Here is a 15,134-nt window from a genome sequence, read left to right on the forward strand (position 1 = left end):
GGGTGCGCGATCCAGCGTTGACAAATCCATGATTTTCTCTGTGATCTCTGCGTCCTCCGTGGCTTGCAGTGCGGTTCTCGGTCAAACCCGCAGGGCGTGCGCCATGCGCGCAAGGGCGGCGTCCAGGGTGGCGCGCGAACAGCCGAAATTCATGCGCACGAAGCCCGGCGCGCCGAATTCGGCGCCGTCCGAAAGCCCCACTCCGGCGGCTTCGAAGAACTGCCCGGGCTGGGCGATGCCCGCCGCGCGGCAGTCGATCCACGCTAGGTAGGTGGCTTCCACCGGCGTCATGGCCAGGCCGGGCATGTTCGCGACGGCGGCGGCGACCCGCGCCGCGTTGCCCCGCAGGTAGTCGAGCAGGGCCGTGCGCCAGGGACCGCCATGGCGCAGGGCCGCTTCGCAGCCGACCAGGCCGAGCGTGTTGACGTGGGGCACGATGCCTTGCATCGCCGCGTGGAACGAGCGCCGCAGCCGGGCGCCCGGAATCACGGCGAAGGCGCAGCCCAGGCCGGGGATGTTGAAGGTCTTGGAGGGCGCCATCAGGGTGATGGTGCGTTCCGCCAGGGCCGGACCCAGCGTCGCGAACGGACGGTGGCGGCGGCCGGGGTCGAGGATCAGGTCGCAGTGGATCTCGTCGGAGCAGACGATCAGGTCATGCCGTTCCGCCAGTTGGGCGACCTGTCGTAGCTCCTCGTCGCGCCAGGCGCGTCCCACCGGATTGTGGGGATGGCAAAGCAGCAGCAGGCGGGCCGGCTCGTGCCGCAATACCGCCTCGGCGGCCGCGAAATCCCAGCACCAGACGCCCTCGTCGAGCGTCAGCGGCGCGGTGACCGGACGCCGCCCCGAATGGCGCGGCGCGCTGAGGAACGGCGGGTAGATCGGGGTGGCGGTGAACACGCCGTCGTTTTCGGCGCCGACCGCGCGGCAGGCGACGTTGAGGCCGGAGACGAGACCGGGCAGCCAGACCAGCCAGTCCGGCTCGACGTTCCAGTCATACTGCCGCTGCAGGTGTGTCAGCACCGCCTGGGTCAGTGACGGCCAGGGCTGGCCGTAGCCCAGCACACCGTGATCGATCCGCGCGTGCAGCGCCGCCAGCACCGGCGGCGGCGCGGCGAAGTCCATGTCGGCCACCCACATGGGAAGGACATCCCGATCGGCATAGCGGCCCCATTTGAGGGAGTCGCCCTGGCGCCGGTCGGGCGGTGCGTCGAAGTCGAATGGCGAGGCGTTCAAGGCCGGGCCGTTTCGAACAGGAACTCTCCCCCGGCGACGTGGCCGGCGGAGACGACGACGCCATATTGGGGTTGCTGGGGGTAGTCCTTGGTGACGCCGTCATGGACGATGCGGTAGATATCGTAGCCGGTGGACACCCCTTGCGTGGTCTCCAGGGTCTTGATCAGGTTGTAGGCGAAGATGGAGTGGCCATCCTTGCCTTCGTCCGATACCGGCTCCTCGTCACCCGAGGAGAAGGCCAGCACCGAGCGCTGCTTGCGAATCTGCGCCGGATCGAGCTTGCCGGAGCGCGTCGCCGGTTTCTGCTCCTTGGTCAGCGAGCCCGAGAAGCAGCTGTCGGAAATCAGGATCACCTGCCGGGCGGGAATGGCTTTCAGCAGCTTGGAGATGTCGGTGTTCGAGATCCAGTTGGCGGGGGACTTGACGGACCCGTCGATCGGAATCCAGAACCCCATCCGGGTGTCGTCCATCAGGTAGCCGTGACCGGCATACAGCAGCAGCACGCTGTCCTCGGGGCCGACCTCGCGGGCGATGTCGTTGATGGCTTCGATGATCTGCGGCTTGCCGGCGTTGTGCAGCACCCGCACTTCGAAGCCCAGGCGCGCGCGCAGCACGCGGGCGACCTCGTCGACGTCCGCCACCGGCGTCTCCAGCGGCGGGATGGGCGTCTGGTAGGTGTTGTTGCCGACCAGCAGCGCCAGGCGCCGCGCCGGTCTGTCGGGCGGAACGCGCGGCACCGCGGGCGCCGGCTGCGCCGCGCCGGCCGCCGCTGCCGGGGCCGGGGCCGGCATTTGCGCAGCCACCGGCGAGGCGGCGGCGCTTTGCTCCGGGGGGCGCTGGAGGCATACCAGGCCGGCGGGACGGGGACCGGCGGGGCATTCGGCCACGTCGGCCGCCTGCGGGTTTTTGCGCAGTTCTTCGAGGGCCTCGCGGTACAGCGCGGTCCGGCTTTGGTGGCGCTGGTTGAACATCGCCTGCATCTGGGCGAGGCCGGGGATGCCGCCGATGAAGGCGGGGGGGCGCATGGGCATTTGCGCATGGGCCGCGGCCGCCGCGACGAAGGCGGCCAGAACCAGGAATTTCCTGCCAATCATTTGGTTTGCTCCTCCAATAAGCGCGGCCAGTGTTCGGCCCAGCAGCAGACGTGGTCGAAGTCCGGCACGACCGTCAGCGTGCCGCCATGCCGACGGGTGAAGTTCCGCACGACCGCTGCCGGCACGATGCGATCGAGCTTGCCGACCCAGTGCCTGCCCGGCGGCGGCCCGGCGTCCGGCGGCAATTGCGCGGGGTCCAGGGAGCGGGTCAAGGGGGAGATGCCCTGGGCCGCGGTCCATCCGGCAAGGTCCAGGGGGGCGCCGACCGTGGTCCATTGTTCCACATCCGGCCGCCGCGCGGCCAGCAGGGCGGCGATCACGCCGCCGCCGGAATATCCGGTCAGGCGCAGCGTGCCGGCGCCGGTCCCGGCCTTGAGCTGATCCAGGGCGTATTCGTATTCAGCGATGACCTCCGGCGCAAAGCGCGCCTCGTCCCAGTAGGCCGGATCGCAGCGCGCGAGGTCGGACGCATCCAGGTATTGGCAGGGTCGTCCGAGGTAGGCCACCGCCGCCGCGCGATCGGCCTGCGCCATCGTCAGAACCGTGGCCTGGGTCGGTGTCGGGTCGCGCGGCGGCAGGGCGGACGAGGGCCAGGGCGCGCCGTCGCCCTCGATGTAGACCGACAGTGCGCCTTTCGGTGTTGCGGCCCGCTGGCGAACCAGGGCGAGCAGCGGGAAGTTCGCGTAGCGCAGCTGCTGCGGTTCGAAGCCCTGGCTCCTGGCGTCGTTCATGGCGGCCTGGCGCAAGGCCGCTCCACCGCCGCAACCCTGGACCAGAAGCAAAAAGGCCGCGCTCAGAAGCGCGGCCTTGATTCCGGCGGATCCGGATGGAGGCATCAGAAGCGGAAGTTGATGCTGGCCGTCCAGGTGTCGTTCTTCATGTCGTCGCGCGACTCGTTGCTGTACGAGAGGCCGCCGTAGATGGTGTTGCTGGCATTGAAGAAGTTGACGCCGATCACGCCGACCCAGCCGTCCTTCTCGAACTTCTTGCCGGCGGCGGGCTTGGGCGACTGATCCTGGTCGCTGACGTAGGTCACGCCGACGTAGGGCTGCACGCCGTTGCCCATCCAGTAGGCGCCCTGCACGCCGACTCGGATCTGGTCGAGCTTGTTGGTGAAGCCGCTGCCGGGGACGGTGACGCCGGCATTCTTGGAGTTCTTGTACTTTTCCTCGGCATACAGGTAGCCGCCCTTGCCGACGATCTGCCAGTTGCCCATCCACTGGGTGTAGCTCAAGTTGACGCCGGCGAAGGTGCGGTCGGAGTCCGCGGAGCCGGAGCCGATCTTGAACTTGCCCTCGCCCCAGCCCGCGGAAGCGTCCAGGGCCAGGTTCTGGGTGATCTGCCAGCCGAGATAGGGGGCCACGGAATAGCCCTTGTTGTCGAGCTTGGCGCCGGCGCCGCGAATGTTGCCGTCGGCGTCATCGTAGGAACCGGTCACGCCGAGCACCAGATTGGGGGTCATCGCATAGTCGAAACCGATCACGGTGTTGTCGGTGTCGACCTTGGACTGCTGGCCGCTGCGGGTGTCTTCCTGGGACGAGGCACCGAAGTTGCCCCACACGTTGTAGCCCTGACCGGCGCTGCCCGCGGCCATGCTGGTGCGCTGAAGCGATGCGGTGGGGCGCGGTCCGCCGGTGAAGGTCATGCGGGAGGTCACCGCGTTGGAAATGGTGACCATGGTCTGGATGCTGGTGCCCTGGATCAAGGCATTGTTCACGCCGGGGTTGGCGGTGCTGCTGCCGTAGCCGCAATAATTCAGCAGGCAGTAGGGAGCGGAAGCAAAAGCGGAACCGCCCAGCATCATCAGTGCGGCGGGAAGGGCGAGGTTGCGAATGGCTTTCATTAGTGCATCTCCTGTTAGTGGTTAAGCAAAGAATCGGCGACGAAATCATCTTGACCGGGGCGGATTAGACACGCTTCCGTCATGGGCGTGAAGATATTTCCTTCGCATTGCGCAGCGAGTGTTGGTAAAGCGCAACAAGCAGCTTGGCCTGGGGGTCCGCCGGCCTGCTGGCGCGCAAGTCTTCGATGGCTTGCTCGACCCGATCCAGCGCGCGGATTTCGAGCATTCCGGAGAGCAGGTACATCTCCGGGTTGAGGTCGTCCTGTTCGGCTTCGGCCCGCAACCGGCGGTAGGTCTTCTCGATCCTGGCAACCGCGTCTGCGGAGGCAATGGCCCTCAGCCGCGTCATGCCTGCGCGTCCTTGGCTGTCGATGGTGGGGGTCTTGGCGATCTGGGCCACCAGGACGGCGGGCAGTTGCGCGACCCGTGGCTCCTTGAGGCCCCAGGACTTGCTCTCCGTCGCGCCGATTTCCAGGCGGCCGTTTCCTTCCCAGTTTTCCTGACGGCCATTGGCGAGATACACCAGCTTCAGCCGGGCCCCCCGCTCCAGCGCCACCAGATCCCCTTCCTTGAGCCGAACGAAGGATTGCAGCGTCTGCGGGCCGTTCGCCGAGCCCCGGCTGGCGGAACCTTCCAGGGCGGTGATCAGGGTACCGGCCTCGACCGCCAATGCCGGGAACGCGCCGCCGGCGAGGATGCAGGCTGCAAGCCAGCGGCGGACGCAGGAATTCCATCGGAGTTTAATCTTCATCATGGTTTCCATAGTTGATTCATGATTAATATACCGGTAGATTAATGGTTAATGAATTCCGCGATACGCAACCTGAATGAGCTTGCGACGCATATTCTGCGCGCTTGGATTGTCTTCAACAGCGGTCGGCGGTTTTTCTCGTTGAGAGGTTCTGCAATGTCCAGCAAGAAAACATTTTATGGCTTCCTGCTTGCGGCCCCGTTCTTGCCGGCGAGCATTGCCTACGGCGGCGATGTCGGAGCCGAGGCGGCCGCCTCGGCCTCGCCCAAGACGCCGGCCATCAAGACGGTGACCAACTTTTCTCAGGCACTGCGCTGCATGGACGATCTTTTCCTCGCCTTCGGCAAGCAGGGGATCGTCATCACCTCGGCCGGCATTCCGGATGAGACCGGCAAGGTGCGGACCGGCACCAAGGAAATGGTGATCACGGCGATCGCCAAGATGACGACCAAGAGCAACGCCCTGGAGTTCATCGACTTCCATGCCGGCGGTGACGACCTGGCCAATCTGTTCGCCGCCAAGGGCGACATGGCGCGCAAGCTGCCCGACTACTACGTCCGCGGCTCGATCACGCAGATGGACGACAACTCGGTGCGCAAGAACAAGGGCGCGGGCATTTCGCTGCCTTTCCTCGATTTCGGCTATTCGAAGGACGAGTCCTACGATGTGATCAGCATGGACATGAGCGTCGGCGACGCGGCGACCCGCAAGATCCTGCCCATCACCAGCACCTCCAATACCATGGTGCTGGTCAAGGGCGGCCGTGCCGGCGAGGGTGGCGGCCGGTTGGGCAAGCTGGGCCTGAGTTTCAACGTGGACCTGAGCCGTTCCGAAGGGGTCGGCGCCGCAACGCGCACCCTGATCGAACTCGGCTTGATCGAGACCATGGGAAAATTCACCCAGGTGCCCTACTGGCGCTGCCTGGACACCTCGATCACCAATCCCCTGATTCGGGAGCAGGCCCGCGAGTGGTATGACACGGCCAAGGACAAGGACCGCGTCCTGTTCATCCAGCGCAAGCTGGCCGGGATGAACCGCTACGGTGGTCCGCTGGACGGATTCGTCAATGAGGGCTTGCGCAATACCGTTGCGGAATACCAGGCCCAGGCCGGTCTGGTGGCCGATGGCGCGATCAATTTCGATCTCTACGCCAGCCTGCTCGACGACACCCAGAACGTGCTCGCCGCCGTGCCGCCCACGGCGCCGCAGGCGGCCTCCATTCCCGGCGTCTCTTCCGCCGTGAAGGCGCCGCCGCCGGCCGTCGCCGGCGCTGTCCAATCGCAGTTCGCGAGCGCGTCGGTACCGTTCCGGATGAGCTTCGAAAGCGACCGCGGCGCTCGGCCCGCCTATCGGGTCGGGGAATACCTGAACATGGTGTTGTCTTTGAACGGTCACGGTACGGCGTACTGCTATTACGAGGATGCGACGCGCAATACGGCCCGCATCTTCCCGAACCAGTTCCACCCCGATGCGAGTGTGAATGCGGGTGCGATCACCCGCTTGCCTTCCGGCGGTTTCAAGATCAGGTTCGACCGGGCCGGACGGGAGCGGGTGGCCTGCATCGGCGCCGACCGGGAGCTGGTGGTGCCTTCCTCCCTGAGGGGTGCCCGTGACCTGACGCCGCTGCCGGTGCGTTCCCTGGACGAGGTGGTCAGTCAGTTCAAGCAGAGCAATCCGGCGGCTGTGACGAGCTTCATCGATATCACGGTAACGCCCTGAGGCGAGCGTCCATGCGTCGTCCCCTGCAGCGGTTTGCCCTCCTGTGCGGCGCCAGTGCCGCCGTCGCCATCGGCGGCGCGAGTGCGGCGGTGGCGGGTGAAATCATCCTGTCGCCGTCGCAGGACGGCGGCGCGGTGAGCGCCGCGACAGCCGGCGAACAGCGGGATCGGGCGAGAGGCTATCGCAAGAACCAGTCGCCGGACGCCGGAACGTCCATCATTCTGGTGCCCGAGGAAGAGGAGGAGGGGATGTTGTCGCCCCGCGGCGGCGTGGAATCGTCCCGGGCCGCGGAAAATCGCTTGCGGGCGAAGCAGTTGCGGCAGTCGGAGGATGGGCATGGCCTACCCGCGATCATCATGCCCGGCGCGGGCGGCGATGACGCTTCGGCCCATGAGCGCGCGCAAGAGAGCCGACTCAAGGCCCGGGCATATCGCGAGCATGGCCAGTCGGCGACGGACAAGGTGGGGCCCGATGGAATTCCGCTGGTGTTGTGCCCGAGTACCGACAACGTGGCCGGCCGGATTGGCGATGATGCGCGATCGGGCGGTCTGATCTACATCATCCGGGACGGTAAATCGATCAAAGCCCGTTGCCGCTGATAAAAGTGATGATGGTGTCAACCCCATTCTGTAACTAAGCGTTATATTGGCTATGGATGCATGAGGAGGGGCGATGAAATTCGGCGCAATGGTGGTTTTGATGCTGACGGCGGGGATGGCATCGGCTCAGGTTGCCGTCGATGTTTCCGCCTACGGCGTCAAGGTCCAGACCGGAGGCGGTTCCAATGCCGGCAACGACGCGCAATCGGGCAGCCTGGGGCCGGATGTCGAGATGGAGGGCGTCGCGGTCATCAATGGCGAGGTGTTCATCGATGGCGAGAAGGTGCCCAAGGGCAAGACCTCCTACACGTCCCGGAAAAGCGGCAAGACCTATTTGATTCGGAGGAGCAAGGGCGGCAATGTCAGCGTCTCCGAGAAATAAGGCGTCGTCCTTGATGTATGCCTTGCTGGCGGGCCTGGCGGCGGCTCCCGCGGGCGCCACGGTCGTCATCGAGTACGACGTCGCGGGATACGGACAGGGATTGACGGTCGGCAGGCGCGGGATGCCTTCGATCGTCGTGGTTCCACCCGTGGCGGACTCGCAGGCCGGTTATTTGATGAACCGTAGCCGCGCCTGGTATCGCTATGGCCGTGGGGGAGCGGCGGCACCTCTGGTGGTGGTGCCGATGACGGGCGTCTCGGATGACGTGACTGAGCGTCAATTGCGGGCGCGCAGCCATGTGGGCCGGGCGAATGCCTATCGCCTGCGGTATTTCGACAGATAGTTGCCTGGAGGGAGTGGCGCGATGTTCGCCTCGGTCGTAAAAAATCTATTGCGCTTCGCGCTGGTGGGATGGGTTGGAACCGCGTTGTGGCTGGCCGGTCCGGCTTGGGCGTTCGACGTGGTGAATGGGGATTTCCGCTCCATCCTCCACTCCCGTTCGGATGCGACCACGGTCTGGCGCTACAGCGGCAACCCGAATGTGTTCATCTTCGACTTTCCCGGCCTGACGCTGCAGGGGCTGAGCTTCAACCGCGTCATGCAGCTCACCGAGCAACAGACCAGCGAGCCGTATCCGCGCCCCCTGACCACGGAGGAATTGACCAAGTACATCAAGGCGGCACGCCGGACCCAGGCGGATTTCGCCTTCGGCCATGACATCATGGTGTCGGAGTTCGTGCAGTTCTTCAACATGTCCGATCGGGACAAGGTGGCGCTCAATCCCGAGGAAATCCGGATTCGCGACTTTCTGCTGGAGCAGGGCATGATCCGCAGTTGGCGCGGCTTCTATCAAGCGCTGCAACCGAATGTGGTGATCCTGTCGATTCCCCAGCCGCAGGAACGCAAGGCGGACGAGCCGCGGATCACCCTCGCGGCCCGGTATGCGATCCTGCTGCATGAGATGGCGCACGGGGAGTACTACACCAATCCTTATTACAAGGCTTATTGCCAGCGTTTCTGGAGCGAGTCGCTGAGCGACAACCAGCGCGAGGCCTTCAAGAAATTCCTCGCCAACTACGGCTATTCGACTTACGGGGACGAGCTGCTGGTCAATGAGATGCAGGCATACCTGATGTTCACGCCGGACCAGGCATCGTTCAGCGCCCGGAAACTGGGCGTGAGCGAGGCGGAACTGGACGCCATGCGCGACGCCTTCCGTAAAGGCAAGCCGCCCACCGAATTGCCGCTGAACGTATTGAAGGGAGAGTTGTTGTGAAAAAAATCCTCGCGCTGATGACGCTGGTCTTGCTCGTCACCGGAGCCGCGGCCCAGGTCAGCCAGCGGACCAAGATCCAGGGCAATACCGAGATCAACGTATCCACGCAGAACACCGTGGCGGTGGCGACCGGCGAGAACAACGTCGCCAAGAATCGGATTGGTGTGATCCAGGGCAGCAAGAAGGGCAACACCAGAATCAGCGTCAATGCCGCCAACGTCACCACGGTGGTGGGCGGACGCGACAAGAAGGCTTGTACCAACATTGGAGGAATCGTCAGCGATGAATGCAAATAAGTTCGCAACCGGCATCACCCTTTCCCTGACGCTGTGCGCAGTCGCGACTGCGGCCTGGGCGACGCAGGGGCTGGACTCCAGATCCCAGACCAAGGTGAACAATGCGATGGCCAAGGCCTGGCAAAAGGGCGGCAATTCGCAAAACGACCCAGCCCTGCAAAAGCAGGTGGTGAACATCGGCAGCCGCCGCAACAACACCTGCAACGTCAACGTCGGCACGGCAAAACCGGGCGAGAAGGCGCCGAAGGAAATCGTCGTCACCACCAAAGAAGTCATCAACGTTTGCAAGTGAGAGCCCCATGCGCGTGAATTCCCGTTTCCATCTGTCGTTTGTCGCATTCGCCGTGATGGCGGCGTTGGGCGCGACGAAGCCCGTGCTCGCCAGTGATGATCTTGCCAAGCTGGAGGAACTGAAGCGGGCCATGTCCGTCCCTGGCGGCGAAGGCGCTCCGGCGAAAAAGAAAATGCGCACCCGGGCGATCGTGATGGACAGCGATCCACAGCCCGAGGAGACGCCGGCGCCGCGTGGTGGTGCGCCCGTCGATTGCGCCTCGATCTCGCCCGACGTGAAGGCCAATGCGGTGGACTTTGCGATCCAGTTCAGGGTCGGTCGTGCCGAGCTGTCGCCCGTGTCGGAAAACACCCTGATCGAAATCGGCAAGATTCTGGCGCTGTCGCCCGAGCGTTGCGTCCTGGTGGAAGGGCATACGGACGTGTCCGGCAATGCCGAGAAAAACCTGGTCCTGTCCCGCGAGCGGGCGGCGAGCGTCGTCAAATTCATCTCCGATCATGGTGGCGTCGACCGCAAGCGTCTGGTCCCGATCGGCAAAGGGTCCTCCGACCCGCTCAAGAACCTCGATCCGCGCGATCCCAAGAATCGACGCGTGGTGTTCAAGGTTGTCACCGGCTGACGGCTGACATTTCACATCACTGTTACTTAAGGAGATTGACCATGCGCGTTATCGCTCTTCTCGCCGCTTCCGCCATCATCGCTGCCCCGGCTTTTGCGCAGCAGGCCCAGCGTTCCAGCAATCCCCAGGGCGTGCAGATCCAGGGCAACACCGAGATCAAGGCCAAGCAGGAGAACACCGCCGCCGTCGCCGTGGGCGAAGGCAACGTGGCCAAGAACACCGCCGGCGCGATCAAGGGCGGCACCCAGATCCAGGGCAACACCAAGATCAACGCCAGCCAGAAGAACACGGCTGCCGTGGCCGTCGGCAAGAACAACACCGCCGCCAACGAAGCCGGCGTGATCGGCGGCAAGTAAGCAACGACATCATCCATCCATTAGGGAGTCCATCATCATGAATCGTCTTCTCGTTCTCGCACTGGTTTCCGCGTTCGCCTCCACCGCTTTCGGCCAGGCTTCCCAGGCCGGTCCGCGCGGCGCCATGTCCTCGCCCAACGCCCAGGGCGTGCAGATCCAGGGCAACACCGAAATCAAGGCCAAGCAGGAGAACACCGCCGCCGTCGCCGTGGGCGAGGGCAACGTGGCCAAGAACACTGCCGGCGCGATCAAGGGCGGCACCCAGATCCAGGGCAACACCAAGATCAACGCCAGCCAGAAGAACACGGCTGCCGTGGCCGTCGGCAAGAACAACACCGCCGCCAACGAAGCCGGTCAGATCGGCGGCAAATAATCGGCCTCGTGCCCCTTTCCCCCGGAGGTTCGCCTCCGGGGGTTTTGCCGTTTACCGTTCCGCGCCCCCTGGTTCCATGGTTTCATGGTTCCCAGAAACGCGTCTTGGGATGAGTCGAGATGAGATTGCCACAGCTCCTGCCGTTCGCCGCCCTGCTGCTTTTCCTGCCGGGACTCACGCATGCCGAAGCGCCGTCGCCCTGGGTGGCGCAGATCAAGGTTTCCCGTGGCATCGTCCATGTCGTGCGCGGCGGCCAGTCATATCCGGGATTGGTGGGGGTGCGCCTCAAGCAGGACGACATCGTGTCGACCGCCGGCAACGGTTCGGTCGGAGTGATGTTCCTCGACAACTCGATGCTGTCCCTCGGTCCGGATTCCGAAGTGTCGCTGCAGCGGTTCTCCTACGATCCGGCGACCTATATGGGGGCTTTCGATGCCTTCGTCAAACGTGGCACGGTCTCCGTCCAATCCGGCAACATCGCGCGCCAGACCCCCGATGCCATGCGGATCAACACGCCGAAGACCGAAATCCGGGGCGATGCGCAGTCCTATCTGGTTAGCGTGGAGAAGTAACATGAAATGGTCACTGATCGCCTTGATGGCATGTGTGGCGGCCGGATGCGCCCATCGCGAAACGGTGGCGGTACTGCCTGGCGCTACGGGCAAGACGGGTGCCCTGAGCGTGAAGAGCAGGGACGGCGGCGAAGCCGTCAGGCTGAGCGACGCATACGCCGCCGCCGACGTGCGGGGCGGCAGCATCCGGGCCGGCCGGGTCACGCCGCAGGAGGTGGCGGAGAAATTTTCCGCCGCGATCGACGCGCAGCCGCTGCAACCGGCGCGCTTCCGCCTGTATTTCATCGAGGGGAGCGACAGGCTGACCGCCGACTCGGAGCAGCAGATCGCCCAGATTTTCAGTGAAATCAAGCGCCGCCCGGCGCCCGACGTCCAGGTCGTCGGCCATACCGACCGGGTCGGGGCGGTCGCGGAAAACGACCGCCTCGCGCTGAGGCGCGCGGAAAAAATTCGTGGCGACCTGATCAGCCAGGGACTGGATGCCGAGAACGTCGTGGCCAGCGGACGCGGGGAGCGCGAGCCGCTGGTGGCGACCGATGACGAGGTGCCGGAGGCGCGCAACCGGCGGGTCGAGATTTATGTGCGCTGAATCCTTTCCCTGCGATTTCCATTGACTCCCTGACCCGATCCCTGGAGATGCTCATGGCAGGCATGCAGCGCCCCGGTCGTCCCGGTCACTGGCTCGGCTGCATTTTCGTCTCTCTTCTGTTGGGCCTCGGCGCGGCAGCCGTTGCCGCGCCCAAACCGCCGTCGACGCCATCGTCGTCCGGAACGGCGGGGGAGCCGGTGCTGCGCATCGAGACCGGCGCCCACCAGGCACTGATCACCAAGATCGGCGCCGATGCGGCGGGGCGCTGGATCGTCACCGCGTCGGAGGACAAGACGGCGCGCATTTGGGAGGCCGCCACGGGCCGCCCGCTGGCGATATTGCGGCCGCCGATCGGCGCGGAAGCCGCCGGCGCCCTCTACGCCGCCGCCATTTCACCCGATGGCCGCCAGGTCGCCCTGGGGGGGAATGCCAATCTCGACGGCCGTAACGCGCATGCCCTGTATCTGTTCGACCGGGCGACCGGCAACCTGCCGCCCAAGAGCACCCTGTCGGGCCTGGAAGCGCCCCTGACCCAGATCGCCTGGTCGCCGGACAGCCAACTGCTGGCGATCGGACTGCGCCAGGAAGGGCTGCGCGTATTTCGCCGCAATCTGGGTTTCGTCGGCGCGGACCCCGAATACAACGAGGCCATCTTCGGCGCCGATTTCTCGCGGGACGGGCGGCTGCTGACCGCCAGCCTGGATGGCGCGTTGCGTCTCTACGCGATCGGCAAGGGCGGGCTGGAACGGCAGGCCCGCCGCGCGGCGCCGGGCGGCCGGCCTTATGCCGTGGCGTTTTCCCCCGCCGGCAACCTGATCGCGGTGGGCTACCAGAATGCGCCGCGCGTCGACGTGCTGGACGCGACCAGCCTGGACCTGCTGTACAGCGCCGAGGTCCGTGGCGGCGGCAACCTGGGGCGGGTGGCCTGGTCCGCCGACGGCCAGGTGCTCTACGCCGCCGGCAGCGCCAGCAGCGGCGGCCGGTTTCCGCTCTATGCCTTCGCCGACGCCGGCCGCGGGCGCGGCCGCGAGATCGGCAGCTTCGCCAACACCGTCACCGGTCTGGCGACGCTGGGCAGCGGAGTGATGGCCGCCAGCGCCGAGCCGTCCTGGGCCGCCTTCGACGCGAATGGCCTGTCGCGGCTCGGCGTCCGCGCGCAGACCGCGGATTTCCGCGATCTGGGGGAGAACTTCCGCATCGCCGCCGACGGCCATGCGCTGGTTTTCCCGATGACGGCCAACGCACAGCCCCTGGTGTTCGATCTGGAGCAGGGCAGCCTCAAGTCGCGTCCCGCGCCGGCGGACCTGTTGCCGCCACGGCTGCCCAAACGCGGCGGCGGCCCGACGGACTGGAAGAACTCCGCCGCGCCCAGACTCGACGGCCGCGTCCTGGCCTTGCGTCCCAACGAAATGTCGCGCAGCGCGGCGCTGGCGGCCGACAGCCGTTTCGTCCTCGGCACCGACTGGAACCTGCGCGCCTACGATGGCGGCGGCAATCCGCTCTGGGAACGGCGCACGCCCGCCGCGGCCTGGGCCGTCAACATCAGCGCCGACAATCGCTGGGTGGTGGCGGGCCTGGGCGATGGAACCGTGCGCTGGTATCGCCTGAGCGACGGCCAGGAGCAACTGGCGCTGTTCGTCCACGCGGACCAGGAGCGTTGGATCGTCTGGTCGCCCAAAGGCTATTACGACACCTCGATCGGCGGGGAAAACCTGGTGGGCTGGCATCTGAACCGCGCCCCCAACCAGCGCGCCGACTTCTTCTCGGTCGGGCGCTTCCGCGAACGCTTCTATCAACCCGGCACGATCCAGAAGATCCTCGCCCTGGCCGACGAGGCGGAAGCGGAGCGGCAGACGCGGCTGGAACTCGCCGCCGTCGCCGCGATGAACGCCGAGCCGCCGGTTGCGCCGTCGGCGCCGATCAAATCCCGCAGCGAAGGCAAGGACCGCAGGGCGCCCGAGCCGGCGGCCGCGGCGCCGGCGAAAATCGTCGAAATCGTGCCGCCGGTCATCGAACTGCATTCCGACAGCCAGGTGGAGACCAGCGGCGACGTGGTGACGGTGCGCTACGCCGTGCGCACGCCGCAGGAGGCGCCGCTCAAGGATGTCAAGGTGCGCGTCAATGGCCGCCTGGACCGCAGCATCAAGCCCGTGGCGCAGCGTGCCGTGCAGGGGGAGGCGCCCGTGCAGGAGGTCCAGGTGCGGGTGCCTCCCGGCAAGGACGCCGAAATCCTGCTGATCGCCGAGAACCGCAACGCCAAGTCCGACCCGGTCAGCATCAAGGTGACGCGCAGCACGGCGCCGCCGCTGCCCGTGGCGCGCGACAAGGCCGACTACGACACCCTGTACATGCTGGTGGTGGCGGTCAACAAGTATCCCGGCCCCAACGAGCTGGTGAGCCCGGTCAAGGATGCGAACGCCTTCAAGGCGCAGATGGCGCGGATCGCCAATCCCCCGGCCGGCGTCCGCAGAATCTACAACCGCCTCGAATTCAAGCTGCTCACCGACGAGACCGCGACCCGCGAAAACATCCTCGAAGGCATGAACTGGCTCAAGTCCAACATGAAGGAAAAGGATGCCGGTGTCCTGTTCCTTTCCGGCCACGGCATCGCCCAGGACAAGTCCTACTACTACATCCCCTTCAAGCCGGGCGGCATGGCCAGCAAGGTGGCGGAATGGCTGCCGGGCGACCAGATCGTCAACACCTTGCAGAGCCTGCCCGGCCGCGCGATGTTCTTCCTCGACACCTGCTACGCGGGGGCGCTCACCAACCAGGCGTCCAGCGCCACCGACATCATCAACAAGATCGACGACGAACGCGGCGTGATCATCTTCGCCTCCTCCACCGGCAAGGAGAAGTCCGGCGAGGATGACGAAAACGGTTTTTTCACCAAGGCACTGATCGAAGGTTTGCGCGGCGAAGCCGTCGACAAGAAGGACAACCTCGTCTATCCCACGCTGCTCAAACGCTATGTCACGCGGCGGGTCAAGGAACTGTCCGAGAATCAGCAACGGCCCTTCATCAGCGACCACGGGATCGACGAACCCATCGCCATTGTCATCAAATAGCGCTCATGGAAACAAATTTTCTGCCCCTGAACATGAATACGCGCAGGACAGGAAAGGCCCGCCCCCTCCCAG

Annotated in this window: 18 protein-coding genes; 13 read left to right on the plus strand and 5 right to left on the minus strand. The window is 65.5% G+C overall.

Annotation, left to right across the window (positions count from 1 at the left end; genetic code table 11):
- Positions 1–81: 81 nt before the first annotated feature.
- The 5 genes from B9N43_RS13605 to B9N43_RS13620 form a co-directional block, all read right to left on the minus strand.
- Positions 82–1,233 carry a MalY/PatB family protein gene (locus B9N43_RS13605; RefSeq protein WP_145842728.1) on the minus strand — a complete coding sequence of 384 codons (1,152 nt, stop codon included), beginning with the start codon at positions 1,231–1,233 and terminating at the stop codon, positions 82–84.
- The gene (locus B9N43_RS13610) at positions 1,230–2,327 is read right to left on the minus strand and encodes a caspase domain-containing protein (protein ID WP_186453827.1); all 1,098 of its coding nucleotides are present in this window, start codon (positions 2,325–2,327) and stop codon (positions 1,230–1,232) included. Before B9N43_RS13610 ends, B9N43_RS13605 begins: the two co-directional genes overlap by 4 nt.
- Entirely contained in the window at positions 2,324–3,163 is an 840-nt protein-coding gene (locus B9N43_RS17230) for an alpha/beta hydrolase (protein WP_186453828.1), read from the minus strand. The genes B9N43_RS13610 and B9N43_RS17230 overlap by 4 nt, the downstream gene beginning before the upstream one ends.
- Positions 3,163–4,170, minus strand: a complete 1,008-nt coding sequence (locus tag B9N43_RS13615) for an autotransporter outer membrane beta-barrel domain-containing protein (protein WP_145842730.1) — start codon at positions 4,168–4,170, stop codon at positions 3,163–3,165. Before B9N43_RS13615 ends, B9N43_RS17230 begins: the two co-directional genes overlap by 1 nt.
- Positions 4,171–4,249: 79 nt before the next feature.
- Positions 4,250–4,924, minus strand: coding sequence for a hypothetical protein (locus tag B9N43_RS13620; RefSeq protein ID WP_145842731.1), 675 nt, complete (start codon positions 4,922–4,924; stop codon positions 4,250–4,252).
- A gap of 153 nt (positions 4,925–5,077) precedes the next feature.
- Here B9N43_RS13620 and B9N43_RS13625 point away from each other — a divergent pair, with 153 nt between their 5' ends.
- The 13 genes from B9N43_RS13625 (at position 5,078) to B9N43_RS13685 (ending at position 15,062) form a co-directional block, all read left to right on the plus strand.
- Positions 5,078–6,640 carry a DUF4384 domain-containing protein gene (locus B9N43_RS13625; protein ID WP_186453829.1) on the plus strand — a complete coding sequence of 521 codons (1,563 nt, stop codon included), beginning with the start codon at positions 5,078–5,080 and terminating at the stop codon, positions 6,638–6,640.
- An 11-nt stretch (positions 6,641–6,651) separates the two neighbouring features.
- Positions 6,652–7,239: a hypothetical protein gene (locus tag B9N43_RS13630; RefSeq protein WP_145842734.1), complete on the plus strand. Its 588-nt coding sequence runs from the start codon at positions 6,652–6,654 to the stop codon at positions 7,237–7,239.
- Positions 7,240–7,312: 73 nt separating this feature from the next.
- Positions 7,313–7,621: a hypothetical protein gene (locus B9N43_RS13635; RefSeq protein WP_145842735.1), complete on the plus strand. Its 309-nt coding sequence runs from the start codon at positions 7,313–7,315 to the stop codon at positions 7,619–7,621.
- A 13-nt stretch (positions 7,622–7,634) separates the two neighbouring features.
- Entirely contained in the window at positions 7,635–7,964 is a 330-nt protein-coding gene (locus B9N43_RS13640) for a hypothetical protein (protein WP_222428740.1), read from the plus strand.
- A 21-nt stretch (positions 7,965–7,985) separates the two neighbouring features.
- Positions 7,986–8,897, plus strand: a complete 912-nt coding sequence (locus B9N43_RS13645; RefSeq protein ID WP_145842737.1) for a hypothetical protein — start codon at positions 7,986–7,988, stop codon at positions 8,895–8,897.
- Positions 8,894–9,193, plus strand: coding sequence for a hypothetical protein (locus B9N43_RS13650; RefSeq protein WP_145842738.1), 300 nt, complete (start codon positions 8,894–8,896; stop codon positions 9,191–9,193). The genes B9N43_RS13645 and B9N43_RS13650 overlap by 4 nt, the downstream gene beginning before the upstream one ends.
- Positions 9,180–9,485 (plus strand): hypothetical protein, encoded by a 306-nt coding sequence (locus tag B9N43_RS13655; RefSeq protein WP_145842739.1) that lies wholly within the window; start codon positions 9,180–9,182, stop codon positions 9,483–9,485. Before B9N43_RS13650 ends, B9N43_RS13655 begins: the two co-directional genes overlap by 14 nt.
- A gap of 7 nt (positions 9,486–9,492) precedes the next feature.
- Complete coding sequence (locus B9N43_RS13660; RefSeq protein ID WP_145842740.1) at positions 9,493–10,104, plus strand: OmpA family protein; 612 nt, start codon at positions 9,493–9,495, stop codon at positions 10,102–10,104.
- 41 nt (positions 10,105–10,145) lie between these two features.
- Positions 10,146–10,460 (plus strand): hypothetical protein, encoded by a 315-nt coding sequence (locus B9N43_RS13665; RefSeq protein WP_145842741.1) that lies wholly within the window; start codon positions 10,146–10,148, stop codon positions 10,458–10,460.
- A gap of 37 nt (positions 10,461–10,497) precedes the next feature.
- Entirely contained in the window at positions 10,498–10,833 is a 336-nt protein-coding gene (locus B9N43_RS13670; RefSeq protein ID WP_222428741.1) for a hypothetical protein, read from the plus strand.
- A gap of 119 nt (positions 10,834–10,952) precedes the next feature.
- Complete coding sequence (locus B9N43_RS13675) at positions 10,953–11,405, plus strand: FecR domain-containing protein (RefSeq protein WP_145842743.1); 453 nt, start codon at positions 10,953–10,955, stop codon at positions 11,403–11,405.
- A gap of 1 nt (position 11,406) precedes the next feature.
- Positions 11,407–11,994: an OmpA family protein gene (locus B9N43_RS13680; protein ID WP_186453831.1), complete on the plus strand. Its 588-nt coding sequence runs from the start codon at positions 11,407–11,409 to the stop codon at positions 11,992–11,994.
- A 53-nt stretch (positions 11,995–12,047) separates the two neighbouring features.
- Positions 12,048–15,062 (plus strand): caspase family protein, encoded by a 3,015-nt coding sequence (locus B9N43_RS13685; RefSeq protein ID WP_186453832.1) that lies wholly within the window; start codon positions 12,048–12,050, stop codon positions 15,060–15,062.
- Positions 15,063–15,134 lie beyond the last annotated feature (72 nt).

Origin of the sequence: Denitratisoma sp. DHT3, from assembly GCF_007833355.1 — a bacterium.
Classification (GTDB): Bacteria; Pseudomonadota; Gammaproteobacteria; order Burkholderiales; family Rhodocyclaceae; genus Denitratisoma.

Excerpts from the sequence above, each read along its gene's own strand:
- B9N43_RS13610 (WP_186453827.1), bottom strand. The coding sequence starts at position 2,327 with ATGATTGGCAGGAAATTCCTGGTTCTGGCCGCCTTCGTCGCGGCGGCC.
- B9N43_RS17230 (WP_186453828.1), bottom strand. The coding sequence starts at position 3,163 with ATGCCTCCATCCGGATCCGCCGGAATCAAGGCCGCGCTTCTGAGCGCG.
- B9N43_RS13615 (WP_145842730.1), bottom strand. The coding sequence starts at position 4,170 with ATGAAAGCCATTCGCAACCTCGCCCTTCCCGCCGCACTGATGATGCTG.
- B9N43_RS13620 (WP_145842731.1), bottom strand. The coding sequence starts at position 4,924 with ATGATGAAGATTAAACTCCGATGGAATTCCTGCGTCCGCCGCTGGCTT.
- B9N43_RS13625 (WP_186453829.1), top strand. The coding sequence starts at position 5,078 with ATGTCCAGCAAGAAAACATTTTATGGCTTCCTGCTTGCGGCCCCGTTC.
- B9N43_RS13630 (WP_145842734.1), top strand. The coding sequence starts at position 6,652 with ATGCGTCGTCCCCTGCAGCGGTTTGCCCTCCTGTGCGGCGCCAGTGCC.
- B9N43_RS13635 (WP_145842735.1), top strand. The coding sequence starts at position 7,313 with ATGAAATTCGGCGCAATGGTGGTTTTGATGCTGACGGCGGGGATGGCA.
- B9N43_RS13640 (WP_222428740.1), top strand. The coding sequence starts at position 7,635 with ATGTATGCCTTGCTGGCGGGCCTGGCGGCGGCTCCCGCGGGCGCCACG.
- B9N43_RS13645 (WP_145842737.1), top strand. The coding sequence starts at position 7,986 with ATGTTCGCCTCGGTCGTAAAAAATCTATTGCGCTTCGCGCTGGTGGGA.
- B9N43_RS13655 (WP_145842739.1), top strand. The coding sequence starts at position 9,180 with ATGAATGCAAATAAGTTCGCAACCGGCATCACCCTTTCCCTGACGCTG.
- B9N43_RS13660 (WP_145842740.1), top strand. The coding sequence starts at position 9,493 with ATGCGCGTGAATTCCCGTTTCCATCTGTCGTTTGTCGCATTCGCCGTG.
- B9N43_RS13665 (WP_145842741.1), top strand. The coding sequence starts at position 10,146 with ATGCGCGTTATCGCTCTTCTCGCCGCTTCCGCCATCATCGCTGCCCCG.
- B9N43_RS13670 (WP_222428741.1), top strand. The coding sequence starts at position 10,498 with ATGAATCGTCTTCTCGTTCTCGCACTGGTTTCCGCGTTCGCCTCCACC.
- B9N43_RS13675 (WP_145842743.1), top strand. The coding sequence starts at position 10,953 with ATGAGATTGCCACAGCTCCTGCCGTTCGCCGCCCTGCTGCTTTTCCTG.
- B9N43_RS13680 (WP_186453831.1), top strand. The coding sequence starts at position 11,407 with ATGAAATGGTCACTGATCGCCTTGATGGCATGTGTGGCGGCCGGATGC.
- B9N43_RS13685 (WP_186453832.1), top strand. The coding sequence starts at position 12,048 with ATGGCAGGCATGCAGCGCCCCGGTCGTCCCGGTCACTGGCTCGGCTGC.